The sequence below is a fragment of the Sneathiella marina genome (assembly GCF_023746535.1).
Lineage (GTDB): Bacteria > Pseudomonadota > Alphaproteobacteria > Sneathiellales > Sneathiellaceae > Sneathiella > Sneathiella marina.
In genome coordinates, this window is sequence record NZ_CP098747.1 from 1,157,771 (window position 1) to 1,183,395 (window position 25,625).

Consider the following 25,625-nt stretch of genomic DNA (forward strand, 5'->3'; position numbering starts at 1 on the left):
ATAATGCAATCAACGCCCCCAGAAACCTCAGCGAGTGCGCAACAATCTAGCGCATGGTCTCCGCTCAAAATCAAAGTGTTTCGCACTCTTTGGATAGCGACACTGGTGTCGAATATCGGCACCTGGATGCATGATGTGGGCGCTGGCTGGATGATGACGTCCTTGTCCCCGTCGCCGGTGATGGTTGCTCTGGTACAAACAGCGACAACCCTGCCAATCTTTCTGTTAGCGTTCCCAGCCGGTGCACTTGCCGATATTATCGACCGGCGCCGCTATCTTCTTATTGTACAAGTTTGGATGGGTCTGGTTGCGGCGCTTTTGGCCTTCTTCGCCCTGACGGGCATCATGACAATCTGGAGTCTGGTGGCTTTAACGTTTGCCATGGGTATCGGAGCCGCGATGATGATGCCGGCTTGGGCTGCTATAACGCCTGAAGTTGTATCGAAGCAAGAGCTCCAACCGGCCATAGCGATAAACAGCATGGGTATTAATGTCGCCCGGGCAATAGGCCCGGCGCTTGGCGGCATCATTGTATCCTATGCCGGCTCCGGCGCCGTGTTTGCACTCAACGCTGCATCGTATTTTTGTGTCTTCGTCGTTCTGTTGACCTGGCGGCGAGATGCTCTTCCAAGTGACTTACCCGCCGAACGCTTTTTCGGTGCCATGCGCATCGGATTTAGGTTTGCCCGAAATGCGCCCGCATTGCATGCCGCCACTATCCGGGGCGCCGGCTTTTTTCTTTTCGCAAGCGCCTCTTGGGCGTTGCTGCCGCTCATCGCCAAGGATTTGGTGGACGGTGGACCGCAGGCGTTCGGTATTTTGGTTGCTTCTGTCGGTGTTGGCGCAGTTGTTGGTGCATTTGTCTTGCCCAGAATCAGGGGGAAAATCTCGCGAGATGCGATGGTTGCGGCCGCGACAGTGATTTACGCCGGCGCTTTATTGGCATTGGCCACTTTCAATCAGCTCCTCCCTTTATGTTTTGCCATGGCCCTCAGCGGCCTTGCCTGGATAGCCGTTTTGTCATCGCTGCAAGTCGCTGCGCAAATGGCGTTGCCAAATTGGGTACGCTCACGAGGTCTGGCGGTCTTTATGACTGTCTTCATGGGGTCAATGGCGCTTGGCAGTCTGCTTTGGGGCAAAGTCGCGGAACTTACCTCCATCAGTCAATCACTGACTTATGCCTCCATCGGCGCGTTAGTGGCAATAGCGCTGACCTGGAGTTGGAAAATCAGCGGTGTTGACACCGTCGACCTGACGCCGTCAATGCATTGGCCAACACCTTCCACGCGCGACGAGGTAACCCCGGATCGTGGGCCAGTGTTGGTGACAATCGAATACCAGGTTGAGCCAGGCAAGGGCCCTGACTTCATGAACGGCATACATGAACTTGGCAGTCATCGACGGCGTGATGGGGCTTTCTTCTGGTGCGTATTCGAACATGCCGAGCATGCCAGTCACTACATAGAGACTTTCTGTGTTGAATCCTGGTTGGAACATTTACGACAACATGAACGGGTCACGGATGCCGACCGAGTGCTGCAAGAGGGCATCCTATCGTTGTTGATCAAGGGAACAGAACCGATCGTCACACATTATGTAGCACCTGCCAAAGACCGATGGCGAAGAAAACTATGAAGATCCTTGTAGGCTTTATTTTGGCATTTTGCAGAACCAAATTTTTTTAATAATCAAAACTTTCTAGGAGAGACAAATGAACAACAACAAACTTGAAGTGCTTACCCCTTATAACAGCCAAGTGATCTTTATTGATCAGCAGCCTCAAATGGCCTTTGGAGTGCAAAGCATCGACCGCCAGACGCTGAAAAACAACGTGGTTGGTTTGGCAAAAGCCGCTAAGATTTTTAACATCCCGACCACTATCACAACTGTGGAAACGGAGAGTTTTTCAGGACATACCTATCCTGAATTGCTAAACGTATTTCCTGAAGCGCCGCTCCTCGAACGCACCTCCATGAATTCCTGGGACGACCAAAAAGTCCGTGACGCACTGGCCGCTAACGGTCAAAAGAAAATCATCGTCTCAGGGCTTTGGACCGAAGTGTGCAATTGCACTTTCTCGCTTTGTGCGATGCATGACGCCGACTATGAAATTTACATGGTAGCGGATGCATCAGGCGGCACGTCACTGGATGCCCATAATTACGCCATGGATCGCATGGTGCAGGCGGGTGTGGTTCCAGTGACTTGGCAGCAAGTCTTGCTTGAATGGCAACGCGATTGGGCCCACCGAGACACTTACGATGCTGTGATGGAGCTCGTCAAAGAACATTCAGGCGCTTACGGGATGGGTGTCGATTACGCCTATACCATGGTGCATAATGCAGATGAACGCGTGAAGCACGGCAAGACCCTTACGCCCGTTGCAGCCAAGTAACATTAATAGGACACAGAGCTTGATGCGGTGGAAGTCCTTGCCCCTAGTATGTCTTGCGATTCTGCAGCTGAACGCTTGCACTATGATTGGACCTGACGCGATGAAGGTATCGCGTCTGGAATACAATCAAGCCGTAGGGGAGAGTGAACAGCGCGAGCTCCTGCTGAACCTTGTGCGGCTGCGCTATACAGATACTCCCGAGTTTCTGTCGATCAATGGTATTTCCACCCAGATGAATTTCGAGATCGGGGCTTCTGTCGGCGGGGATTTTGGCAAGATCGAGAATGCCAACAGCTCTTTTTTGTCGCCCGGTGCTTCTGTCGGATATTCCGAAACACCAACCATCACTTTCATGCCACGACGGGACAAAGAATTCACCCGCCAGCTCGTCGCGCCTGTCGAATTGGACAGTGTGTATCTGTTGACGCAATACGGCTGGGGACTCGACCGCGTTTTGCGACTGGTCGCACGGGATTTGAACGGTTTCAAAAACGATGTCTCTAGGGAAGAAGTCGCTACTCAAAATTCAGGCGCATTGGCGGTATTTGCTGAATTAACCGCCCGTTTTAGGCGGCTTGAAGCGGCACAACTGATTAATATCGGTGTTGAGCACCGCCGAGAAATTCTCTCTGCACCAATCGTGGAAAGCCGCGTCTCTCCGGACGATATTTTGAAGGCAAAAAGGGCTGGCTATCAGTGGGAATTTCAGAAAAGCCCGCCAAGCTATGTCTTAACGGGTAGCCGCGCACATTATGTATTGCGGGTTAGCCCGGCCGCCTGGAACAGCGCTGAATTCGCTGAGGTAGCACGGCTGCTTGGTTTACCAGGTCGGAAAACAACCTATGAAATTGATCCGGGCAGTGGTTTTTTCAGCAATGCTGATGGCAGCTTGCGCGTGGCAACGCGATCGGTGCTGGGAACGATGGCGTATTTATCTAATGCGGTATCAATACCTGAAATACATGAAAATCGTGGCATGGCGCGATCTCTGAAGAAAGTGGATACGACTCTCAGCGATGTCCTGAATGTCCATGTCTCGGCAATTCGGGACGATGGGGCTTATTTGTCGGTCCCATACCGTGGATTTTGGTTTTATATCGATGATAGCGACTTGGCGACCAAGCAAACGTTTGGGTTGCTCACATCGCTCATTCGCCTGACCATCAACGTCGGCGGGGCACAAAATGTTCCCGTTCTCACATTGCCGGTGTCGCGATGATGAGCAACTCGACGCAGCGACGCAGCAGGAGATCACGACAATGAGCTATCAATCCACAACGAAGCCTGTATGTTTTGCCAAGTGGGCATTGTCACATTAACTCGATACTAGGCCCTTTTTGCTTTTTTGAAGGAATTTCGAACCTCGTAAGTCTTTGAAATATAACAAACCACGTTTCGAAAATTATCAAGGTTTTATGTTTAATAATTTAATGTGACAACGCCCTTCCATTAGGCGCGAAGAAACCGAAGTCGTAATTTTTAGGCGGCAGTGCATGCAGTAGCCCAAACGCCGAATGCATCAGCGCGATATTGCTTGAGGTGAGATCGATTGATTAGGTGGCGTTGAACGTAAAAGTTATTGTAGGCTGCAGAGTGAATATTGAGGAATTTCTGAGCAGATCCCGGTGACTTAAATTTCTGCATTTTTCGCTCTCTTCGTCGGAAAGGTAGATGAGAATTCTCGGCACGATTATTAGATCTTTTGTTGTCAATATGTTCGGCATTCAAGCCTAGAATTCGAAATGCCTTGTGATAAGATTTCAGTTTATCGGTAACTACCTAGCATTGGCGCAAATCCTTGCTTCTTGAGTAATTTCCGCATCAATTTCAAGGCGGCATTTGTGTTTCGCTTTGATTGTACGAGGAAATCCAGGACTTCGCCTTCACTATCAACAGCCCGCCATAGCCAATGCCGTTTTCCACGAATTACGATGACCATTTCATCCAGATGCCAGATATCATTGGGAGTAGGGCGGGAAGACCTCAGATTTCTGGCGATTGGTTTACCAAACTTTAGAAACCATCGTCGGGCAGTCTCGTAGGAAATATCCAGGCCTCGTTCCGCGAGCAGATCTTCTACGTCTCAATAGCTCAGCGTGAATCGCGCATAAAGTCAAACTGCATGCTGGATAATGTAAGGTGGAAAGCGATGCCGGGAATAGGAGATCTTTTGCATCGGCAGAGATTAGATCATCACAAATTTTCTCGCTACAAAGTTAAAGTGACAGCATCTATTTTTCATCGATGAAGATTAGATCATCATCAATTTCCTTGCCACAAAGTTAATGTGACAACACCGTAAAAAGGTCAAATTACCAATACCCCTAATAAAATAGATTCTGAAGTATTCTTTACAATGAAGAACCAGAAAATAGCAGATAATTTAAATGTGTTTCAAATTAAGTGTTAAATATCAATTGGATGGAACAGTCGTATTTTACCTACTAAAAAATTAGTTGACAAAATACGTTAACTGCCAAAACCTTAGTAGGCCGACAAATTCGGCGCATTGAAACCTAGGGAGGAAGAACGATGCGTAAATATCTTCTCTCTGCTGTAGCAGCCTGTGCTGTCATGGCGGGAACAGCAGTGGCACATGCAGATGGAGCCGCCGCGAAAAAATGGATCGATAATGAATTTCAACCATCGACACTCAGTAAAGAACAACAAATGTCTGAGATGCAGTGGTTTATTGATGCTTCAAAACCCTATTCCGGCATGGAAATCAACGTTTTGTCTGAAGGTATTCCAACACATGGATATGAATCAGAAGTACTGACAAAAGCGTTTGAAGAAATTACTGGTATTAAGGTCAATCACCAAATATTGGGTGAGGGTGAAGTTGTGCAAGCTGTGCAAACACAGATGCAAACACAAAGAAATCTTTATGACGCGTATGTAAATGACTCCGACTTGATTGGTACACATTCGCGTCTGCAGCTTGCCTATAACCTAACTGATTTCATGGCAGGCGAGGGGAGCGATGTAACAAATCCAATGCTGGACTTGGATGATTTCATGGGCACACAGTTTACAACTGGTCCAGACGGAGATTTATACCAGCTCCCTGATCAACAATTTGCCAACCTGTACTGGTTCCGGAAGGATTGGTTCGATCGCGAAGATTTAAAAACCGCATTCAAAGCAAAATATGGTTATGACCTTGGCGTGCCAGTAAACTGGTCGGCTTATGAGGATATTGCTGAATTTTTCTCAAAAGATGTCAAAGAAATTGACGGAACAACAATCTATGGTCACATGGATTACGGTAAGCGCGCTCCCGATCTTGGATGGCGTATGACAGATGCATGGTTATCAATGGCTGGCGCCGGTTCAAAAGGTGAACCAAATGGTGTGCCAATTGATGAATGGGGCATCCGTATGGAAGCTGGGACATGTAACCCAACCGGTGCTTCTGTATCACGTGGTGGCGCAGCAAATGGTCCAGCTGCAGTTTACGCAATTCGTAAGTGGGATGAATGGTTGCGGTCTTATGCACCTCCAGGTGCTGCCTCATATGATTTCTACCAGTCATTGCCTGCACTGGCCCAAGGAAATGTCGCACAGCAGATTTTCTGGTATACAGCCTTTACAGCTGACATGGTAAAACCCCAGTCTGAAGGGAATAACACTGTTGATAGCAATGGCATACCGTTATGGCGCATGGCCCCATCACCACACGGTCCATATTGGGAAAAAGGGCAAAAAGTTGGTTATCAAGACGTGGGCTCATGGACAATCTTGAAATCAACACCTCTTGATCGAGCAAAAGCAGCTTGGCTTTATGCACAATTCGTCGTGTCTAAAACTGTGGACGTGAAGAAATCTCATGTTGGTTTAACATTTATCCGTGATAGTTCCGTCAATCATGAATCATTTACAGAACGTGCTGGAAAACTTGGCGGCCTGGTAGAATTTTACCGTTCGCCAGATCGTGTTGCCTGGTCTCCAACAGGTGTCAACGTTCCTGATTACCCAAAACTCGCTCAAATTTGGTGGCAACAAATCGGTGACGTAAACTCTGGTGCTTTTACACCACAACAAGCAATGGATCGTTTGGCTGAAGAGATGGATATTACAATGGCCCGTATGCAACGCGCTGATGAAACTGCAAACGTATACGGCGGTTGTGGCCCTCGTTTGAACGAGCCTAAAGACGTATCCGAATGGCTGGGTAAAGGTGGAGCAAAGGCTAAGCTTGCCAATGAAAAGCCTGCAGGTGAAACAGTTAATTACGATGCTCTTGTTTCACGTTGGCAGAAGTAATTTGACTTAACGCATAGGCGTTGCAAAATTACTCTACTTAAGCTGAGGTTCTGCGGGACCTCAGCACTTCAATTTTGATTAATATGTAAGTTAATTATTACGCTTGATATTTTAGGGCTAATTGTCTCATGACACTTGAGTTAATCGAAGTTACCAAGAAAGTTGGTATTCATACGCATATCAAGCCGACAAGCCTAATGCTTGAGCCCGGTCATTTTAATGTTCTGCTAGGTAAGACCGGTTCTGGAAAAACTTCTCTTATCAAATTGATGGCCGGACTTGACCCCTTGGCTGCTGGCAAGATTATTATGAACGGTAAGGATATCTCTTCGGTAAACACCAAAAAAAGAAATATTAGCCTTGTACATCAGTTTTTCGTTAATTATCCGCATATGACAGTGTTCGATAACATCGCTTCGCCATTGCGCGTGGCCGGTATGGCACGATCTGAAATAGAAGGCAGGGTAGAAGAAGCAGCGGATATTCTGCAACTTCGTCCATTTCTCAACCGACGCCCGCACCAACTTTCAGGCGGGCAACAGCAACGTTGCGCGTTAGCCCGCGCGATTGCCAAGAAAAGCGACGCAGTTTTTTTGGATGAGCCATTGGCAAATCTTGATTATAAATTACGCGAAGAACTTCGTGAGCAACTGCCGGAGCTTTTTGCGGGCCGTGGCGCAGTTGTTGTCTACGCGACATCTGAACCGGAGGAAGCCCTGTTGCTTGGCGGTAAAACTGCCCTTATTGACGATGGTCAGATGACTCAGTTTGGTTCAACCGCTGAAATTTATCGAACACCCTTAAACTTGGCTTCTGCACGCGTCTTTTCCGATCCTCCTATTAACTGCGCCAAAGTCAAGAAGACGAAGGGTCTGATTAATATGGGGAATGTCGCAAAATGGGCCGTGGACGAGCAGACGAAAAACCTAGCGGATGGTGACTACCTAATCGCCATCAGGCCATATAATGTACTGCCAGAAAAGTCTAATCAGACAAATGTTGCTCTGGAGGGAATTGTAAAGATCACTGAATTAAGCGGTTCTGAAAGTAGTGCCCATTTTGAAATGGAGGATGAAACATGGGTCTCGCTTGCACATGGAGTACATTATTTTGAAATCGGCTCTGAGCATCAATTTTATATGGATGTATCGAAATGTTTCTATTTTGATTTGAATGGCCGGGTTGTGGGTGGATAATATGGCAAAAATTACGCTCTCACATCTCAAGCATAGCTATGAACCTCAGCCGAAAGGCCCGGAAGATTATGCGTTGCAGGAAATTGACCTGGATTGGCAAGATGGCGGTGCCTATGCCTTGCTAGGGCCATCGGGCTGTGGAAAATCGACCCTTCTAAATATTATTTCAGGCCTACTGATCCCATCTGAAGGAAAGATACTGTTTGACGATCGAGATGTGACAGCGATGTCGCCTGATCAACGCAATATAGCGCAAGTGTTCCAATTTCCCGTTATTTACGACACGATGACAGTCTATGATAATTTAGCGTTTCCTCTTAGAAACCGCGGCGTTGAGGAAACGGCAGTAAATAAACGCGTTTCTGAGATAGCGGCGATGCTTGAAGTCGAAGACATTCTTAACCGCCGTGCCTCGGGATTGTCTCCTGACAACAAGCAGAAAATTTCAATGGGACGCGGGTTAGTACGAGACGATGTGAATGTTGTGATGTTCGATGAGCCACTAACCGTAATTGATCCACATCTTAAATGGAAACTCCGATCCAAGCTGAAAGAACTACATCATCGTGTAAACGCGACAATGATCTATGTCACCCACGATCAGACTGAAGCCTTGACGTTTGCTGATCGTGTTGTTGTCATGGATGAAGGTCAGGTTGTTCAAATTGGTACTCCTGTTGAGTTGTTTGAACGTCCGGAACATACGTTCGTTGGCCATTTTATCGGATCTCCCGGAATGAATATTATTCCTTGTATGATTGAAGGGGGTGCTGCGAAATTTATGGGTCAAATTATAGATTTAGAAGGACCAATTAAGTCTGGTGTTTCTACAAATTGTGAAATCGGTATAAGGCCGGAATTTATTTCCTTTGGAGAATCTAGCTTGCGAGGGACGGTCAAGAAGGTTTCCGATATTGGCCGCCATAAAGTAGTTGAGGTTATGTTAGGTGATCATAAAGTTGCTGGCATTATTGAAGATATTGCTCCAGAGAAGGGAGACAACATAGGTGTCATTTTTCAGAAAAATCAAACACGTGTTTATCGCGATGGCTGGTTAGTAACAGAAAAGGCGGACTGAGGTCATGAGAGCGTATAATCAAAAAGCTTGGATCTTTGTTTTACCGGTTCTATTGCTTGTTGCCTTCAATGCATTGATTCCGATTATGACGGTGGTAAATTACTCTGTTCAGGAAACATTTGGAGACAATGTATTTTTCTGGCAAGGGTTAGATTGGTTCGAACAACTTTTGCGTTCTGACAGGTTTCATGCGGCGCTCGGGCGCCAATTCCTGTTTACAGGGTTGATATTGTTGATCGAGATACCTTTGGGTGTGGCTGTGGCCCTTTCCATGCCACGAAAAGGAATTTGGGTTCCCGTATGTCTTGTTACCATGGCGTTGCCAATGCTAATTCCATGGAACGTTGTCGGTGCCATGTGGAATATATTTACCTTGCCTGATATTGGTCTTCTTGGATATTTCTTCAATAATGTACTGGGTGTTTCCTACGACATGACGCAGGATCCGCTTGCCGCCTGGATCACGATCGTAACAATGGATGTCTGGCATTGGACTTCACTGGTGGTATTGCTTAGCTATGCCGGATTGGTTTCAATCCCCGACGATTATTATCGTGCGGCCCGAATTGATGGAGCCTCCAATTTTGCAGTATTCAGATATATTCAATTACCGAAAATGAAGACTGTTTTGACGATCGCGATATTACTTCGCTTTATGGACAGCTTCAATATCTACACGGAACCTTTCGTCTTAACGGGTGGTGGGCCGGGCAATTCAACAACATTACTATCAATCGATCTGGTGAAAATAGCGCTCGGCCAATTTGATTTGGGGCCTGCTGCTGCCATGTCCCTTATCTATTTTGCGATCACCTTGTTGGTGAGCTGGGTATTCTATTCTGTGATGAATAATCAATCGGACGAGGCGGGGTAGAAAAAATGCAAAAGCGAAATATTGTTTCGATTCTCTATATTCTGTTCCTCCTGCTGCCAATTTATTGGCTTGTGGCAATGAGTTTCAAGACAACCAACGAAATTCTTGCCGGTTTTTCCCTTTTCCCACAAACTTGGACCATTGAAAACTATAAGACAATTTTCACTGACCCAACCTGGTACTGGGGATACATAAATTCAATTATCTATGTATCACTTAACACCGTGATTTCAGTTTGCGTCGCGCTTCCAGCAGCCTATGCTTTTTCACGCTACCGTTTCTTGGGTGATAGAACTTTATTCTTTTGGCTCCTAACAAACAGAATGGCGCCTGCTGCAGTATTTGCCCTGCCATTTTTCCAGCTTTATTCATCTGTTAGCTTGTTCGATACTCATCTTGCTGTCGCTTTGGCGCATTGTTTATTTAACATTCCGTTAGCGGTCTGGATTTTGGAAGGTTTCATGGCCAGTGTCCCCAAAGAGCTGGACGAGACAGCCTATGTTGATGGCTATTCCTTCCTGCGTTTTTTCACGACAATTTTTATTCCGACTATTAAGGCTGGTGTAGGTGTTGCCGCATTTTTTTGCTTCATGTTCTCATGGGTAGAATTATTGCTAGCAAAAACACTAACTGCTGTTGCCGCGAAACCAATTGCGGCTATCATGACCAAAACCGCATCTTCGGCGGGATATGAACTTGGCTTGCTCGCCGCTGCAGGGACGCTGACTATTATTCCTGGCGCGATCGTCATCTATTTCGTTCGCAATTATATTGCCAAGGGCTTCGCGATGGGCAGGGTTTGATGCGCAGCGCTACTAATCACGTAATTAGGGAAGTGGAGTGCCGAAAATGTTAAGCTGGATGGCGTGGACCTGGCCCACAGCCATAGCCTTTATCGCCTTGTTTTCGGCAATGGGTTTATTGACTGTGCAGGAAATTAGATCTCCGGGTCAAAGTGAGCGGCGAGGGGTCCTTGGGCTTAAAACCACTCGTGGTGATCGATTGTTTTTAACGCTCTTGGGATCGGCTTATATATTCCTTGCTTGGCTTGGTTTCTTTGGGCAACCACTTTGGTGGCCTACTGGTATTGCTATTCTTTGGGGAATTTTTTGCTTTCGTAAAGTGTGAGAAGTTGCCTATCAACTAAAATATTAGTATATATATAATATAAGTATTCTGAATGGTTTGGAGAGACCGCTCAAATCACGAAATTCTCTTTTTTAGTAATGGACATATTTTAGATGCGGCAAAAGAAAGACAACTCCCTCCTAACTGAAGTAGAGTTAGAATTTATGAACGCAGTGTGGGCAATTGGTGAAGGCACCGTCCGGGAAGTGATGAATAATCTTTCGCCACCCCGTGAGCTTGCCTACACTTCTGCATCGACAATTATGCGTATTCTGGAACAGAAAAAATTTCTGGTTAGTGCCAAAACAGAAAAATCGTTTGTTTATTCTCCAACCATTGATAAGGCTGACTATCAGTCGAAAACCTTGCAGCATCTATCAGCAAAATTGTTCAATAATACGCCTTCTTCACTCGTGGCGAGATTGGTTGACGATGAAAACTTATCTGATGATGCCCTGCAGGAGATAAGGGATTTACTAGACATAAGGCTGAGGACAAATGACACCTGATACCGTTCTTAATGTATTCATTGACGTCAATATACTTCTATTGGTGGCCTGTTTAGTATGGACTACAGCATTGGTAATATTTCCACTCATTGGATTGAAAAGTACTTTTAGAACGCAGCTGTTTCTTCTTAATGGTAGCATTGGCGCCATCATTTTATGCCCGATTTTCGTCTATTTGTTTAGCGAATGGACATCGCAAAATTCACTGAACTTATCTGATCTTGTTGTAGCAAATTACCTTAACGGAAATTTTCAGGTGGATGCTGAACAATTGGAATCAGCGCTTGGATTTCGGGAAGAAATGGTGAGAGAGGTAGTAAGTCTAAAATCTTTCGCCGCACAAATTCTGGTCGGAACATTTTCTATCATTTCGGCAGTGTTATTTTCGCGACTGCTATATCAAGGTTATCGACTTTGGACGCAGCTTAAAGATAGCTATTTATTAAAACGTATAGGCAATATTTATATTTTAGTGAGTGATGAGATATCTATTCCTTACTCTACACGTGATTTGACACGCCGTTATATTGTAATTCCTGAGGAAATGTTGACGCGTCAGCTTGACCTCAAAATTGCCATCACACACGAATTACAGCATTTTCGACAAAAAGATATCGAATGGGAATTTTTCCTGGAAGTATTGAAACCGCTGTTATTTTGGAATCCCGTTTATTATGTATGGTGCGCCCAAGTGCGGCGATTGCGTGAATATGCATGCGACCAGATTATAGTCAATCGCTCGCCTTATGGCATTAGGGCCTATTGTGAATGCCTTTTGAGAACAAGCCGTTCACAATCCAAATCAAAACGTAGCAATCGTATTCGATTGCCGTCTGTTGCGCTTGTCGATAAGTGTGATTCAGATAAATCGAAAAGAAGCCTTTTGCGCAAACGTATTTTGATGATGACGAATGCGCACGAAAATAAAGGTTCAAATTTAGTATCCGTGTTTGCTTCAATATCAGTTTTCGGAATTGTATTCACGACATCCGTTCTAATGCAAAACCCGAAGGACTGGTCTCATGATCGATTAATGCTGTCGACTATCATTAATCTGGAGCGTATGAATACAATAAATAATGTTGCGAGGTAAATCGATCCTGCAACACCAACACTGCTAAAAATTGGGTTGTCACGTTAATTTATAGCAGACGCAGAATTTCTTGGGCATTGTCACATTAACTAACTGCAGGTGCTGAGAATTCTCAGTGAAATTATTTAGGCTGTGGCACTTGCAGATTCCCAAACGCGGAATGCTTCAACTCGGCATTCCTTGAAGTATTTTCGCGTAACTAAGTGACGTTGTAGATAAAAGTTATTGTGAGAGGCTGATTGGATTTTGAGAAATCTCTGGGCGGACCCTGGTGATTTAAACCTTTGCATTTTTCGTTCCCGTCGCCTGACGGGTAGATGTGAGTTTTCTGCCCGATTGTTAGATCGTTTGTTGTCAATATGTTCAGCGGCTAAGCCTAAAGCTCGAAATACTTTGTGAAATGATTTCAATTTATCTGTTATTATTTGAATAGGCGCAAAGCCTTGTTTTTTGAGTAGTTTACGCAACAGTTTCAAGGCTGCTTTGGTGTTTCGTTTTGGCTGTACAAGGAAGTCCAGGACCTCGCCTTCACTATCTACGGCACGCTAAAGGAAATACCGCTTGCCTCTAATAACAATGACCATTTCATCCAGATGCCAGACTTCAGTGGGAGTAGGGCGCGTCAATCTAAGATTTCTGGCTATTGGTTTGCCAAATTTACGAAACCATCGTCGGGCAGTCTCGTAGGAAATATCCATACCGCGCTCTGCAAGTAGATCCTCGATGTCTCGATAACTAAGTGTAAACCGAGCGTACAGCCAAACTGCATGCTGAATGATAAAAGGTGGGAAACGATGCCGGGAATATGAGATCTTTTTCATCGAAGAAGACTAATTCAACACCAGATCCTTTTTCACGAAGTTAATGTGACAACACCCCCCAAACAGCCATATGTTACTCCTCTATTTGATTCTTTTAATCGTAAATGAATGTTTATACGGTCAAAGCTTTGAGATAGAAGGTCTTCATTTTACCTTTACCTTTGATGTCAACAGATCCTCGCGGTTCAAAAATGAATTGATCTTTCAGGGATGAGGCAAATTCGTCTGTGACCTGGATGTGTCCAACTTCGCTGGTCGCTTCCATTCGGGCGGCGATGTTGACTGCATCTCCCCACAGGTCATACGCGAACTTTTTGTTACCGATCACGCCGGCGACGACGGATCCCGTATTTATCCCGATCCGCAGTTGAAGCGCATCTCCCGTTACGGGGTCTTTGAATTGAGAGACAACATTTTTCATTTCCAGGGCAAGCTCTGCCATGGTTTTTTCCGGATTGGGATCAGGGTTTGGAACGCCGGCGACAATCATATAGGCATCTCCAATGGTTTTAATTTTTTCAACGCCGTATTTAACAACCAGTTTGTCAATCTGGTTAAAGACCTTGTTCAAGAGTTTCACGAGTTCTGCCGGCGCCAAGCGGTCGGACATTTGTGTAAAGCCGACAATATCGGCGAAGAGTACGGCCACTTTATCGTGGTCATCCGCAATCATGTCATCAGAAAACTTCAAACGTTCAGCAATAGGGGCGGGTAGAATGTTGAGCAGCAAGCGCTCGCTTTCCCCGTAGGCTGTCGCAATTTCTTCTTCGGCTCGGGCCGATGCGCGAATAAAAGGAAGTACCATTATCATAACATATATTGGCCAGGAAAACATCGAGCTGATGACCATGGTGTCCGCCCATTCTGGCGGCACCGTATAAATGGGAGGATTATGGACGGAATAAAACATGACGGATGCCGCCGTTGTCAGAACAATGGACGCAAAAAAGATCGATATTCGCAATTTGTAGAAAGGTTGAACAAAGAGCAAAACGACGACAAGGAAAGCGAAATTCTGAAACCCGTAATCGTTGCCGACGCAAATGGTTGCCGCAATGCCATGAGCGACAAGCTCTATAATTGCTCCCCAGAATGCGGTTCGATAGAACCCCTTATTCAATAGGAGAAGCGCCACCACAAAAATGAAAATACTGGCGATATTGAACACCGCCATAAAATAAACACCCGTCTGGTAAAACATCTGCAGCGTCATGGCATGGCCCAGAGCAGCGATCAGGTAAAAGATTTTCCAGTAGACATGATAACGAACCATATCTTTAGGCACATTGGAGGGGGCTGTCGTCAACCAGATCATTGCACGATTTATGTAAGAGTGCATTGTCATGCTCCTTCATCGCTTTGATATCTGCAACGCGTTTCTTCAGCGCCTTATGCATTCTGTCATAGGCGTCGGATACCCAGCTTGCGTCCCAGAAGGGGATGAACAGGCCGTGAAATTCTTCATGTGTGGAAATTCTGGTCCCCCCGTTCTCAGGTTTGAAGGTATGTGTCAGGTCAAATGTCATAATCCACGGAATCCCGCCGTAAAGATTAATTTCGCTGTTTTTGACCAATTCCTTCACAGTTAGAGAGATGGTCATAGGGTCGGAATTTGGCGATTGCATTTGAATGTTCAGTTTGTCTCCGGCCTGAAAGTTTCCGTCAACATGTGTGAAAAAGGGGTTCCAGTCCCCGTAACTTTCTGCATCCATTAAGACGGACCAGACAGCCTGCGGGCTGGCCGGGATAAATAACTCGGCGTCAGCTGTTTTTTTGAAGGAACATCCGCTCATCAGCGCCATGATGAGTGCCACCCCAAGTAGTTCTGGAAAATACTTGAATTTCGTGGGGATCATTTACGGCCGATCCCTTCACACGAACTCTATGTGGTTTGACAGGGGAAGTTCCCTGATGCGGAGGCCCGTCGCGGTAAAAATGGCATTGCCAAGAGCGGGGGCGATGGGCGGCAAGCCCGGCTCCCCGACACCTGTTGGATCGGACTTGCTGGGGACAATATGAACTTCTATTTCAGGCGCCTTGTCCATTCTCAGCATTTCATAATCGTGGAAATTACTTTGCTCGACCTCTCCCTTATCAAGGGTGATCTCGCCGTAAAGGGCTGCAGTCATCCCGTATATGATGCCGCTTTCCATTTGCTGGCGGACAATATCCGGTGTTACGGCAACGCCGCAATCAACCGCGCAAGTGACTTTGTGGACCTTGATCGCGTCACCATCAGTAACGGAAAGCTCGACTATTTGGGCGACGGCTGTTTCAAAGGAATTATGGGCGGCAATACCCTGAAAACGACCCTCTGGCGCCTCTCCCCATCCGGCTTTTTGGGCCAGCAGCTTCAAGACACCTTGCATGCGTGGGTCATGATTGTTATGGGCGAGACGAAATTCTAGCGGATCCCGGTTTGCCTCATGCGCTAACTCATCCATAAAACTTTCCGCAAAAAAAGCACTGAAGGAGTGACCCACAGAGCGCCAGTAGCCAATGGGAAGACCGGGATCGACAGTTACATGCCGAATATCCTGATTGGGAATATCATAATCACCAAAGAGACCATGGACGCTGGCAGGATTGACAATCAGATTTTCAAACAGCCAGTAGCTGCGTTTGCTTGCCCAGTCACTTAGACCCCAGGGCAGAAATTCCGGGGCAATGGTTTCCAGATTATCATCGGCGAAATGCGCGGCAACGTTGGCGCCGACACGTGTGGCTGTCCAGGAGTTGATATTTCCCTGATCATCCAACCCTGCTTTCAATTTGACGAGTGATGCGGGGCGAAAGCGATCATTTTGCATATCTTCCTCGCGGCTCCAGATTAATTGGATGGCAACACCGCTTTTCGCGGCGATTGCCGTCGCTTCAGCCACAAAATCCGATGATAGACGACGGCCAAATCCGCCTCCCAGAAATGTCGGATGGAGCTTTACTTTATCCCGCGGTAATCCGCTATGATGCGCGGCCATGCCCAAGGCCCCATCGGGCATCTGGCTACCCACCCATATATCGCACTGACCGTTTTCAATACGGGCAGTGCAGTTCATTGGCTCCATGGTGGCGTGAGCCAGATAAGGGGCCCAGTATTTACTTTCGATAATAGCTTCAGACATTTTGAAAGCAGCGTTCGTATCACCCTGAGAGTGAGCGTTTAGATCATCCTCACTCGTTAAAGCCTCTTCCATCGTCGCCCGAAGTTCGGGGCTTGAAATCGTCGCGAGTTCCGGTAACTCCCATTCAATCTTTAATAGTTCGGCGGCCTGCTTGGCCTGCCAATGATGTGTCGCCACAACTGCCACGCCGTTAAAAATTTCGACGACTTTGTGAACTCCCTGTGCCTTCAGTGTTTCAGCGTCACTGAAAGATTTTACCTTACCGCCAGTTACGGGTGCACGGCGTAACGATGCGCGATATAAACCCGGAAAATCAACATCCAGGGAAAATTGGGCGTTACCAGTAACCTTATCCCAGCCATCCATACGCGCTTGTGTTTGACCGATGACTTTAAATTCACTTTCAGGTTTGAGGGGCGTTTCTTCCCGAAAAGGTAACTCCGCCGCGGCATTCGCAAACATACCATAGGCGTATACATGTGGACCTGATAGCACGTTGCCATTTTCCATACGCAGCTTACTTGCGGACACATCGAGTGTTTTTGCAGCGGCTTGCCGGATACTTTCACGCACATTGGCTGCGACCTGCCTTAGATGAACAAAATGGGCGCTGAGACTGGTGCTTCCGCCTGTATATTGCAGGCTGGAACTGGGCTTGGCATATGCTTCATGCACGGGGGCGTGGTGGACAATAATCTCATTGGGGCTGACTTCCAGCTCTTCAGCGATAAGCGACGTGAGCCCCATATAAACTCCTTGTCCCATTTCAGCGCGCGGCAGATAGAAGTGGATTTCATTCTTCGGTGTGATCTGAATAAAGGCGTTGTCTGTCATGCCTTCGGATTTTCCAACACGAAGCGGAGCTGCCCTTGCAGAACAACCGCCAAGATGGACGGACGCAATAAGTCCCCCGCCAGCAATGCCGAATATTTTCAATGCCTGTCGACGCGAAAAATCCAGCTTGGTCTTCGGGTCAGGTCTGCTCATGATTTTTCTCCAGCATTTGCTGTCGCATGGATAGCTTGCCGGATCCGGCCATAGGTGCCGCATCGACAGATATTACCCTTCATTGCCGCATCAATATCCGTGTCCGTTGGTTTTGGGTTTTGGGACAGGAGGGCGGCCGCCGACATGATCTGTCCTGACTGGCAATATCCGCATTGAGGAACACTTTGCGCTACCCAGGATTCCTGTAGCGGATGCGGATCTTCGCGCGTTCCCAGCCCTTCAATTGTCGTTACGTTTTTATCGGCAACATCTTCTATCGCTAGAATGCAGGTTCGAACCGCTTCTCCCTCTACATGCATGGTGCAAGCGCCACATAATCCCACGCCACAGCCAAATTTTGATCCTTTTAGCTGAAAAACATCGCGTACAACCCATAGAAGGGGCGTTTCCGATGGAACGTCCGTTGTGACTGTTTTGCCGTTCAATGAGAAGCTGATCATGAGGGCGGCCCTTTCAATATCTGATATCTGTATATTCAGATGACAATATTTACATAATAGATAAATATTGTAAAATTCGTATTCAATCTATTTACATTCTTTGCAATAAATGTCAAGTATGTTCCATGGAAAAAGAAATTACGCATAAAGAATTATTGGTGGCCTTTGCGAATTATGGATTTCGCAAAGCGTCAATGGAAGACTTGTCACGCGTTGCCGGGGTTTCCAGACAGACGCTCTATAAAAGATTCAAGTCAAAGCAGGCGGTCCTGGATTGGGCGGTCACCGGATTTGTCGAAGCGCGGGGCGTTAGGGTGCAAGCCTGCCTGCAGAATCCAGATGCTGGCAATAATGAAGCACTTCTGATGTTCTATAGGGTTTGGATGGGAGAACTCGCCCCTCTCTTGAACACGACGCCTCACGGCATGGAGATTATGGGGCTTAGTACAGATTCACTCAAAAAATCGGGAGTAAACACACATGACGACTATGAAACTATGATCTCGGAATTCCTGATTAGTCGCGGGTTATGCAAAGATCAGAATTCGGCATCTGAAACCTACTATCTGCTGACCATGGCAGCCAAAGGGATACTTTTTAAAGAGAGTTCTGAAGATGATTTCGCGAGTGGAATGAAACGGGTATTAGAAACGGTATTTCCCACCTGAAAGTATCTTTGATGGCCAAGGCTGAGAATATTCTGATAACCGGTGCCACAGGTATGGTTGGTCATCAGGTTCTAAAGCTCCTCTTGCAAAAAGATGGGGTTAAAAAAGTCGTGTCGATCAGCCGAAACCCGACAGGATTAAATGACCCGCGGTTGACCGAGATTTTTCATGATAATTTTATGGACTTCAGAAGTGTAGCCAATGATCTAAAAGAAATCGATATTTGTTTCTATTGTTTGGGCGTATATCAGGGCGGCGTTCAAAAAGACAAATTTTTCGAAATAACCTGTGACTATCAAAGAGCCTTAACAGATGTTCTTGCCGATGAGAGTCCAGAGGCAACTTTCGTTTTGTTTGGAGCGCAAGGGGCTGATCCAACAGAAAAGAACCTGGCGACCTTTGCAAAGGCGAAGGGCCGGGCTGAAAACCTGCTTTCGGAAACTGCTTTTCCAAGAAAGTTTATCTTCAGACCGGGCTATATTTTCCCCACTGGAATCCGCCAGCCCAAGAACCTTCTGTATAAGATATTTGGTGGGATCGTAGGGTTACTTCGAAGATTTGATTTGTCTTCCGCGCATAGCGATCAGGATTTGGCCAAGGCTATGGTTATAGCGGCCTTTAATGATGAACGGGCCTTCAATATTTTTGAAGAGCCTGACATCAAGCGCATTGCTAGATCATAAATGATTAAGGGCAAGTTTTGCCCACCCTTACGCAGGCGTGCTCGTGTATCAATCTAACTGATATAGGTAGTGCCTGTCCGCTGGGATCGTTCAGAGAAAAACGATTTATTGTTACCCTGTTCTCCAAATTGTTTTCCCTGAATTCTAAATAAATTTCCCTGTTATGGAAGTTGTGAGTTAATGCTAAAAGTATAATAGAAATAGTGGGTTATGGTGTCTCCGGCTTGTAAACCGGGCCAAAATTGTCAAAAATCCCTGTTTTTTCCCTGTTTAACAGGGAAAATTGCAGAGACATGTTTGTATGAGACTGCTACCTCCGCCACTTACTCTGAGGCGAACCTGGTTCTAGTCCAGGTTCGTCCCTGAACCCCGCAGAACAGGGGTCTTTGGCCGCATCCGCAGTAAACAAAGACGCCTCGATCAGAGCAAGTAAGCCGCAATTCGGCATTCGTCTCTGTCGCCCTGTTTCAGCGTCCAGTCCATGGATTTATTGTGGGGATTAAATGGAGTAGCCGAGCCGCTTTTTCTGGGCTTGCCAGTCAGTTGGCAGCGGATTTATTGGCATTGCCACATTAACTTCGAACAGGCGCAATATTCCCTGGTTACTTTTGCTTAGGCTGTAGCACCTGCGCGCTCCCAGACGCCAAATGCTTCAGCGCGACATTTCCTAAGACGAGCTCGGTCAATTAAGTAACGTTGAAAGTAAAAGCTATTGTAGGTGATTGAGCGGATATTCAGGAATTTCTGGGCAGATCCTGGTGATTTAAACCGTTGCATTTTTCGCTCCCTTCGCCTTACCGGAAGATGTGAGTTTTCCGCTCGATTGTTCGACTGTTTGTTATCAATATGCCCGGCAGTTAAGCCCAATATTCGGAATGCCTTGTGATATGATTTCAATTTATTTGTTACTATTTGTGCAGGCGCAAAGCCTTGTTTCTTGAGTAGTTTGCGCATCAGTTTCAAGGCAGCTTTCATGTTTCGCTTAGATTGTACAAAGAAATCTAGGACTTCTCCCTCACTATCAACAGCCCGCCAAAGCCAATATCGTTTTCCTCGAATAACGACGACCATTTCATCTAAGTGCCAGATATCATTAGGAGTAGGGCGGGATGATTTCAGATTATTGGCAATAGGCTCACCAAACTTCAGAAACCAGCTACGAACTGTCTCATAGGAAATATCCAGGCCACGTTCGGCCAAAAGATCTTCGATATCTCGATAGCTCAGCGTAAATCGAGCGTACAGCCTGACTGCATGCTGAATGATAAGAGGTGAAAGACGATGGCGGGAATAAGAGATCTTTTGCATCGGCCGAGATTAGATCACCGTCATTTTTCTCGCCACTAAGTTAATGTGACAACACCTATTGGGAGTATGTGCTTGCCTGAGGAAGCTGTTCAATGAATATTGGGAGGGTCGGATTTGTATTGTCGGTTTTCCAAAGAGCGAATGTATTAATAACTTTAGGGACATCATTTATCGGGACAAAAGAGAGACCTGGTCGGGGAGCATTTGTGATGCACTGCGGATAGACGGTAATTCCAATACCAGCTAAAACGAAGCCTATGATGCCGTCTCGCATATCCGCAGTCTGTGTAATTTCCGGCGAGAAACCATGTTGCCGACATATATCAATCAATTTGTCAGTGTAGTAATACCAATGGGACCCGCCGGTAACAAAAGGCTCGTTTGCAAGTTCCCTCATTTTAAGAGATTTCCTATTTGCCAAATGATGGTCGCTGGGGAGTACAGCGACAAGACTTTCACAATCCACTAATTTTCTTGAAAATCCAGATAAAATTGTCTTTTCCGTTATTCCACTGACTAATCCTACATCAAGTTTGTCCTGCTTCAGTAATTCTATTTGGACTTGCGTTACTAAGAGCCTGACATCAAGCTGAACCTTTGGTTGGGCATTTCGAATTCTTTTAAGAATTTCAGGTAACTTTCCAACAATGGCAAAATCCATGTAGGAAACTACCAGTCTGCCTTTCCTGCCATCAGCTACATCCCGCGTAACTGTTACTGCCTCACTTAGGTCATCCAATATCCGTACAGCTCGAGCATAAAACTCCTTTCCGGCTTCAGTTGGCTTGACGGATCGAGTGGTGCGAATCAGAAGAGGTCTACTTAATACGGCTTCTAAATCTTTGATTGCTCTGCTGAGTGCCGGCTGAGATGTGTTCAGAATTTTGGCGCTTTTACCAAAGCTACGTTGCTCTACGATAGTTTTAAAAACCAGGAGCTGTCTAAGAGTTGGCTGCATAATACATATCCAAAATGATATTAGTTTATGTTAAATTGATATTGGAAAAGGCATGAAATTACCAGTTATAATTCAATGAGGCCCATCACGATAAACTGCAACTAATGACGGCAATACGGCAATTTAGAAAAAAGGATCAATATACATGGCCGGCGTAAAATCAATTTAGCGACAATCGCTTTAGAGAAGTTCAGCGTAAGTGCTGCAGTTGTTCCGATATCACAAGCCACTTTTGACGCCGCCGGCCGGGCCGCAATAAGGAATTGGAGATAGTGCGAAGGATATTGGGTAGCATGCCGGTACTTACACTCGTTCTGATCTTCCTGAATTCTGTGAAAACAGGTGATCGTTTTAATCGAGACAGTTAGAAGAGTTAGCAAGATGAAAAGTGGAATGCGCGTAGGTATCGAGGTCGGGGGAACTTTTACCGACTTAATTGAAATTCGCGAAGGTATTGCCCACATTGCCAAAGTGCCGAGCACTCCTGATCAGCCGGATGTCGGAGCAATTAACGCAATCGAGACCGCTGGTGTCGATTTAGAAAATGTTGTTGATCTTGTACATGGCTCTACTGTAGCGACCAATGCCGTGTTGGAACGCAAAGGGGGTCGAGTCTGTGTAATCGTAACAAAAGGAATGCGTGATATTTTCAATCTTCAGCGACATGATCGAACGTCGATTTATGACCTGAAATATAAAAAGCCACAGCCGATCATCAATCGACAGGATGTATGGGAACTCAATGAGCGAATTGATGCTGATGGGCAGGTTGTTCAAATACTCGATAAACGCGAACTTGAAAAATTGGCGGATAAAATTACAGCACATGAGGAATATGATGCGATCGCAATTTGTCTTCTGAACAGCTATGTGAATCCAGATCACGAACGACAGGTAGCTAACATTATTAAGACTATCTCTCCTCAGATGCCAGTTACTTGCTCATGTGATGTCTCTCCTGAATTCAGGGAATATGAACGAGCATCCACCACAGCGCTTTCTGCATATGTACAGCCTAATATTGAAGGTTACTTAAATAGATTTTTGGAGAAGTTAAAAGTTAAGGATTTTGCCGGCCGTTTCAGCATTATGCAGTCGAACGGTGGCAGGATGCCAGCCCAGGCGATGTCTAAAAATGCGATTACTGCTCTATATTCAGGCCCGGCAGCAGGTGTTGTAGGAGCAACGGGGATTGCCGAAAAAATTGGCTATAAGAACATTATAACGCTTGATATGGGTGGGACGAGTACAGATGTTGCCTTGATCGTAAACGGAACACCAGATCTTACTCCGCAAACTAAAATTGATGGGCTGCCAGTTCGGACCCCGGTTATTGATATTGCTACTGTTGGCGCCGGAGGGGGATCTATCGCCTGGATTGACGATGGAAACTTGTTACGGGTCGGACCTGAATCAGCTGGCGCAAATCCCGGGCCTGCGAGTTATGGGCGGGGTGGCGAACTGCCAACAATAACGGACGCGCATTTAATACGCGGAACGTTGCAAGCGAATTCATTTCTTGGAGGCACCATGGAAGTTGATTTGGAGGCTGCAAGATCATCTTTCAAGTCAATGTCCCGCAAACTGTCGATGCCGATTGAAGAGCTAGCGGATAGTTCAATTCGTATTGCCGAAGCTAATATCGTTCGTGCAATTCAACAGGTATCTACTGAGCGTGGGCGTGATCCTCGTGATTTTGTCATCGTCGCATTTGGCGGGGCGGGACCTTTACATGCGGCCAGGGTTGCGGAAGATCTTGATATCGGTACCGTGGTCATTCCTCCGCATGCTGGTGTTCTTTCTGCAATTGGTCTTTTGATGTCAGATTACGTTCATTTCCGAGCTCGGACTGAGCGTACTCAATTGGTCGACAGCTCACTTGCTAGCATCATCGACACATTGTCAGATTTAAGAATCCAAACGGAAAATTACTTGAAATCAGAAGGAATTTCTGAGGGGCTGATTTTTGAATATATTCTTGAAATGCGATATGTGGGTCAGGCGTTTGAAGTGTCAGTGATTTTAGAGGGGGGTATGAAAAATTTAACAATTAACATGATCTTGAAGGCATTTTCTGAAGCACATCATCGGATTTTTGAATTTTCTAAACCACCTGAAAACCCTGTCGAGATTGTTTCATACCGTGTTGGGGCGAGGACTAAATCATCGGAGCTTTCCGCTTTCACTGATGGGATAAGCGGTAGGGAAAAATCAAGGGCTGAAGCAAAGAGTATTGAAATTACTGAAGGTGGGTTGCAGGCACAATGCCAACTCACGACCCGTCAATTTATAACAGCGGGGAGTTCGTTCGGCCCAATTCTGATTGAAGATGGGACATCGACGATATACGTGCCGCCCAAATGGTCTGCATTACGTGACGAGGCGAATAATATTATTCTGAAGCAGAAGGGAGAATGAAAATGGCGCTATCCAGCGTTGATCACGCAATCATTAATAGGGCATTGATTGCTGCTTCTCATGAAATGGGAAGTAAGTTAATTCGATCGGCGCATTCTCCAATCGTTCGGGAAGCACAGGACTGCTCGGCAGCAATTATTAATCGCCAGGGCAAGGTTGTAGCGCAGGCCGAACTGACGGCAATTCAGCTTGGGTCAATTGCACAAACATTAGCGCCTTGCCTTGCGCTGTTTCCGGTGGAGACTATCCGGGAAGGCGATTTCTTTATTAATAATGACCCCTATCATGGCGGGCAGCATATTCAGGACATATTCATTTTTACGCCCATATTCTATGATGCTGTGTTGATAGGCTTCAGCGCCTCGGTTGTTCATCATATTGATTTGGGTGGTGGTGCGCCGGGCTTAAATCCCTATGCAGATGATGTTCATCAGGAAGGTCTTATTTTCCCGCCAACATTATATAATTTGGAACATGATTGGAACGGCGGGCCACTAGAACGGTTTATCACGGCTAACGTTCGAATGCCTGATGCAACAATTGGGGATATTAATGCTCAATTTGCAGCTAACCTGATAGGGGCAAAGAGGCTAATTGCTCTGGTTGAACGCTATAATGTTGAGCAATTGTCGGAGGCTATGGACGCCATGCTTGATTATTCGGAACGGCGGGTTCGCAATGCAGTTCGTAAACTTCCAAACGGTACTTACTATGCAGATGCTGCCGTGGACGATGACGGCGTTAACAAAACGCCTCTAGTTATTAGAACCCAGCTGACTGTCGAAGATGAAAGCCTGAAAATCTCTTTTGAGGGTACGAATTCACAGGTGGCGACAAATTTAAATTGTCCGTTGGCCTCAACGGTTGCTGCGGTGGTCGCCTGTGCAAAATCAGTGCTTACGGATTCTGATATTCCGTTTAACGATGGTGTAGGTCGCGTAATAGAGGTAAGTGCCCCATTTGGATCATTGTTGAATCCCTCACCTCCCGCGCCGGTTAGGGCTCGATTATTAGCCAGCCACAGGGTCTTTAACGCTGTAATGAAGGCTCTGGTACAAGTCGCGCCGGATAAAGTAATTGCTGAGGGGTTTGATACGACCACGCCAGTTTGTCTAAGCCGCATCGAAGGCAACGACTACAACATTTACCTTGAGATACTCGGTGGTGGTTATGGCGCAGGTGAAAACAATGACGGTTGTGACGGTGTTGATTCCCCTTTGTCAAATTGTGCAAACATTCCAATTGAATCGCTGGAAATGGATTACCGATTTTTACGCATTGAAAATTATTCACTGATCCCGGATTCTGGCGGAGATGGGAAGCACCGGGGAGGATTGGGTTTTGAGAGATCTTATCGAGTGCTTCAGGAAGGTGTCAGCTTTGCGACTTATAGCGACCGCTTTGAAATTGGACCCGAAGGACTTTTTGGCGGAAAACCGGGAGGATTGGCGAGCATGTTCATAGATCGGAACGGCGAAAAGATTGATCTTACATCAAAGATGGGATGCGATCTGCAAAAAGGAGATTTATTGGTTATCCGGACAGGCGGTGGTGCTGGATATGGTGAACCTGAGAAACGGAGCGCCGATCGCATAGAGCATGATGTTTCAGAAGGGCTGACCCGCCTTCAAAATCGTTAAAATGATAAATCTAGAATCGA

General features: G+C 46.2%; 21 protein-coding genes and 2 pseudogenes. 15 read left to right on the forward strand and 8 right to left on the reverse strand.

Going from position 1 to position 25,625, the window contains the following annotated elements:
• The first annotated feature begins 3 nt into the window (after positions 1 to 3).
• The 3 genes from NBZ79_RS05585 to NBZ79_RS05595 all read left to right on the forward strand — a co-directional run bounded on the left by NBZ79_RS05585 (position 4) and on the right by NBZ79_RS05595 (position 3,614).
• Entirely contained in the window at positions 4 to 1,635 is a 1,632-nt protein-coding gene (locus NBZ79_RS05585) for an MFS transporter (RefSeq protein WP_251936176.1), read from the forward strand.
• Positions 1,636 to 1,711: 76 nt separating this feature from the next.
• Positions 1,712 to 2,395 carry a hydrolase gene (locus tag NBZ79_RS05590; RefSeq protein WP_251936178.1) on the forward strand — a complete coding sequence of 228 codons (684 nt, stop codon included), beginning with the start codon at positions 1,712 to 1,714 and terminating at the stop codon, positions 2,393 to 2,395.
• A gap of 82 nt (positions 2,396 to 2,477) precedes the next feature.
• Positions 2,478 to 3,614 (forward strand): hypothetical protein, encoded by a 1,137-nt coding sequence (locus tag NBZ79_RS05595; RefSeq protein WP_251936180.1) that lies wholly within the window; start codon positions 2,478 to 2,480, stop codon positions 3,612 to 3,614.
• 260 nt (positions 3,615 to 3,874) lie between these two features.
• On the opposite strand, the pseudogene NBZ79_RS05600 reads toward NBZ79_RS05595, so the two are convergent.
• A pseudogene (locus tag NBZ79_RS05600) lies at positions 3,875 to 4,571 on the reverse strand (IS6 family transposase).
• 356 nt (positions 4,572 to 4,927) lie between these two features.
• On the opposite strand from NBZ79_RS05600, the gene NBZ79_RS05605 reads away from it, so the two are divergent.
• The 8 genes from NBZ79_RS05605 to NBZ79_RS05640 all read left to right on the forward strand — a co-directional run bounded on the left by NBZ79_RS05605 (position 4,928) and on the right by NBZ79_RS05640 (position 12,539).
• Entirely contained in the window at positions 4,928 to 6,661 is a 1,734-nt protein-coding gene (locus tag NBZ79_RS05605; protein WP_251936183.1) for an ABC transporter substrate-binding protein, read from the forward strand.
• A 128-nt stretch (positions 6,662 to 6,789) separates the two neighbouring features.
• Positions 6,790 to 7,857, forward strand: a complete 1,068-nt coding sequence (locus tag NBZ79_RS05610; protein ID WP_251936186.1) for an ABC transporter ATP-binding protein — start codon at positions 6,790 to 6,792, stop codon at positions 7,855 to 7,857.
• Between the two features lies 1 nt (position 7,858).
• Positions 7,859 to 8,935, forward strand: a complete 1,077-nt coding sequence (locus tag NBZ79_RS05615) for an ABC transporter ATP-binding protein (protein WP_251936189.1) — start codon at positions 7,859 to 7,861, stop codon at positions 8,933 to 8,935.
• A 4-nt stretch (positions 8,936 to 8,939) separates the two neighbouring features.
• The gene (locus tag NBZ79_RS05620) at positions 8,940 to 9,809 is read left to right on the forward strand and encodes a carbohydrate ABC transporter permease (RefSeq protein WP_251936192.1); all 870 of its coding nucleotides are present in this window, start codon (positions 8,940 to 8,942) and stop codon (positions 9,807 to 9,809) included.
• 5 nt (positions 9,810 to 9,814) lie between these two features.
• Positions 9,815 to 10,612, forward strand: a complete 798-nt coding sequence (locus NBZ79_RS05625) for a carbohydrate ABC transporter permease (protein WP_251936194.1) — start codon at positions 9,815 to 9,817, stop codon at positions 10,610 to 10,612.
• 46 nt (positions 10,613 to 10,658) lie between these two features.
• Positions 10,659 to 10,937: a DUF2160 domain-containing protein gene (locus NBZ79_RS05630; protein WP_251938042.1), complete on the forward strand. Its 279-nt coding sequence runs from the start codon at positions 10,659 to 10,661 to the stop codon at positions 10,935 to 10,937.
• Between the two features lie 113 nt (positions 10,938 to 11,050).
• Positions 11,051 to 11,446, forward strand: coding sequence for a BlaI/MecI/CopY family transcriptional regulator (locus NBZ79_RS05635; protein WP_251936197.1), 396 nt, complete (start codon positions 11,051 to 11,053; stop codon positions 11,444 to 11,446).
• A complete protein-coding gene (locus NBZ79_RS05640; protein ID WP_251936200.1) occupies positions 11,436 to 12,539 on the forward strand; it encodes a M56 family metallopeptidase in 1,104 nt (367 codons plus the stop codon). Before NBZ79_RS05635 ends, NBZ79_RS05640 begins: the two co-directional genes overlap by 11 nt.
• Positions 12,540 to 12,664: 125 nt before the next feature.
• Here the strand turns inward: NBZ79_RS05640 and NBZ79_RS05645 are convergent.
• The 5 genes and pseudogenes from NBZ79_RS05645 to NBZ79_RS05665 all read right to left on the reverse strand — a co-directional run bounded on the left by NBZ79_RS05645 (position 12,665) and on the right by NBZ79_RS05665 (position 17,930).
• Positions 12,665 to 13,360: pseudogene (locus tag NBZ79_RS05645) on the reverse strand (IS6 family transposase).
• 112 nt (positions 13,361 to 13,472) lie between these two features.
• The gene (locus NBZ79_RS05650; RefSeq protein ID WP_251936204.1) at positions 13,473 to 14,699 is read right to left on the reverse strand and encodes an adenylate/guanylate cyclase domain-containing protein; all 1,227 of its coding nucleotides are present in this window, start codon (positions 14,697 to 14,699) and stop codon (positions 13,473 to 13,475) included.
• A complete protein-coding gene (locus NBZ79_RS05655; RefSeq protein ID WP_251936207.1) occupies positions 14,638 to 15,216 on the reverse strand; it encodes an SRPBCC domain-containing protein in 579 nt (192 codons plus the stop codon). The genes NBZ79_RS05650 and NBZ79_RS05655 overlap by 62 nt, the downstream gene beginning before the upstream one ends.
• Positions 15,217 to 15,231: 15 nt before the next feature.
• Complete coding sequence (locus NBZ79_RS05660; RefSeq protein WP_251936209.1) at positions 15,232 to 17,469, reverse strand: xanthine dehydrogenase family protein molybdopterin-binding subunit; 2,238 nt, start codon at positions 17,467 to 17,469, stop codon at positions 15,232 to 15,234.
• On the reverse strand, positions 17,466 to 17,930 hold the full coding sequence (locus NBZ79_RS05665; protein ID WP_251936212.1) for a (2Fe-2S)-binding protein: 465 nt from the start codon (positions 17,928 to 17,930) through the stop codon (positions 17,466 to 17,468). The genes NBZ79_RS05660 and NBZ79_RS05665 overlap by 4 nt, the downstream gene beginning before the upstream one ends.
• Positions 17,931 to 18,055: 125 nt before the next feature.
• On the opposite strand from NBZ79_RS05665, the gene NBZ79_RS05670 reads away from it, so the two are divergent.
• Together NBZ79_RS05670 and NBZ79_RS05675 are read left to right on the forward strand one after the other, a co-directional pair.
• Positions 18,056 to 18,598 (forward strand): TetR/AcrR family transcriptional regulator, encoded by a 543-nt coding sequence (locus NBZ79_RS05670; protein WP_251936215.1) that lies wholly within the window; start codon positions 18,056 to 18,058, stop codon positions 18,596 to 18,598.
• 11 nt (positions 18,599 to 18,609) lie between these two features.
• Positions 18,610 to 19,281, forward strand: coding sequence for an NAD(P)H-binding protein (locus tag NBZ79_RS05675; RefSeq protein WP_251936218.1), 672 nt, complete (start codon positions 18,610 to 18,612; stop codon positions 19,279 to 19,281).
• Positions 19,282 to 19,893: 612 nt separating this feature from the next.
• On the opposite strand, the gene NBZ79_RS05680 is transcribed toward NBZ79_RS05675, so the two are convergent.
• Both NBZ79_RS05680 and NBZ79_RS05685 read right to left on the reverse strand, forming a co-directional pair.
• The gene (locus NBZ79_RS05680) at positions 19,894 to 20,589 is read right to left on the reverse strand and encodes an IS6 family transposase (RefSeq protein ID WP_251936221.1); all 696 of its coding nucleotides are present in this window, start codon (positions 20,587 to 20,589) and stop codon (positions 19,894 to 19,896) included.
• A 55-nt stretch (positions 20,590 to 20,644) separates the two neighbouring features.
• Positions 20,645 to 21,547, reverse strand: coding sequence for a LysR substrate-binding domain-containing protein (locus tag NBZ79_RS05685; RefSeq protein ID WP_251936223.1), 903 nt, complete (start codon positions 21,545 to 21,547; stop codon positions 20,645 to 20,647).
• A gap of 381 nt (positions 21,548 to 21,928) precedes the next feature.
• Between NBZ79_RS05685 and NBZ79_RS05690 the strand changes: the two genes are divergently transcribed.
• Both NBZ79_RS05690 and NBZ79_RS05695 read left to right on the forward strand, forming a co-directional pair.
• On the forward strand, positions 21,929 to 23,965 hold the full coding sequence (locus tag NBZ79_RS05690) for a hydantoinase/oxoprolinase family protein (protein ID WP_251936225.1): 2,037 nt from the start codon (positions 21,929 to 21,931) through the stop codon (positions 23,963 to 23,965).
• A 2-nt stretch (positions 23,966 to 23,967) separates the two neighbouring features.
• A complete protein-coding gene (locus tag NBZ79_RS05695; protein WP_251936228.1) occupies positions 23,968 to 25,605 on the forward strand; it encodes a hydantoinase B/oxoprolinase family protein in 1,638 nt (545 codons plus the stop codon).
• Positions 25,606 to 25,625: the final 20 nt, after the last annotated feature.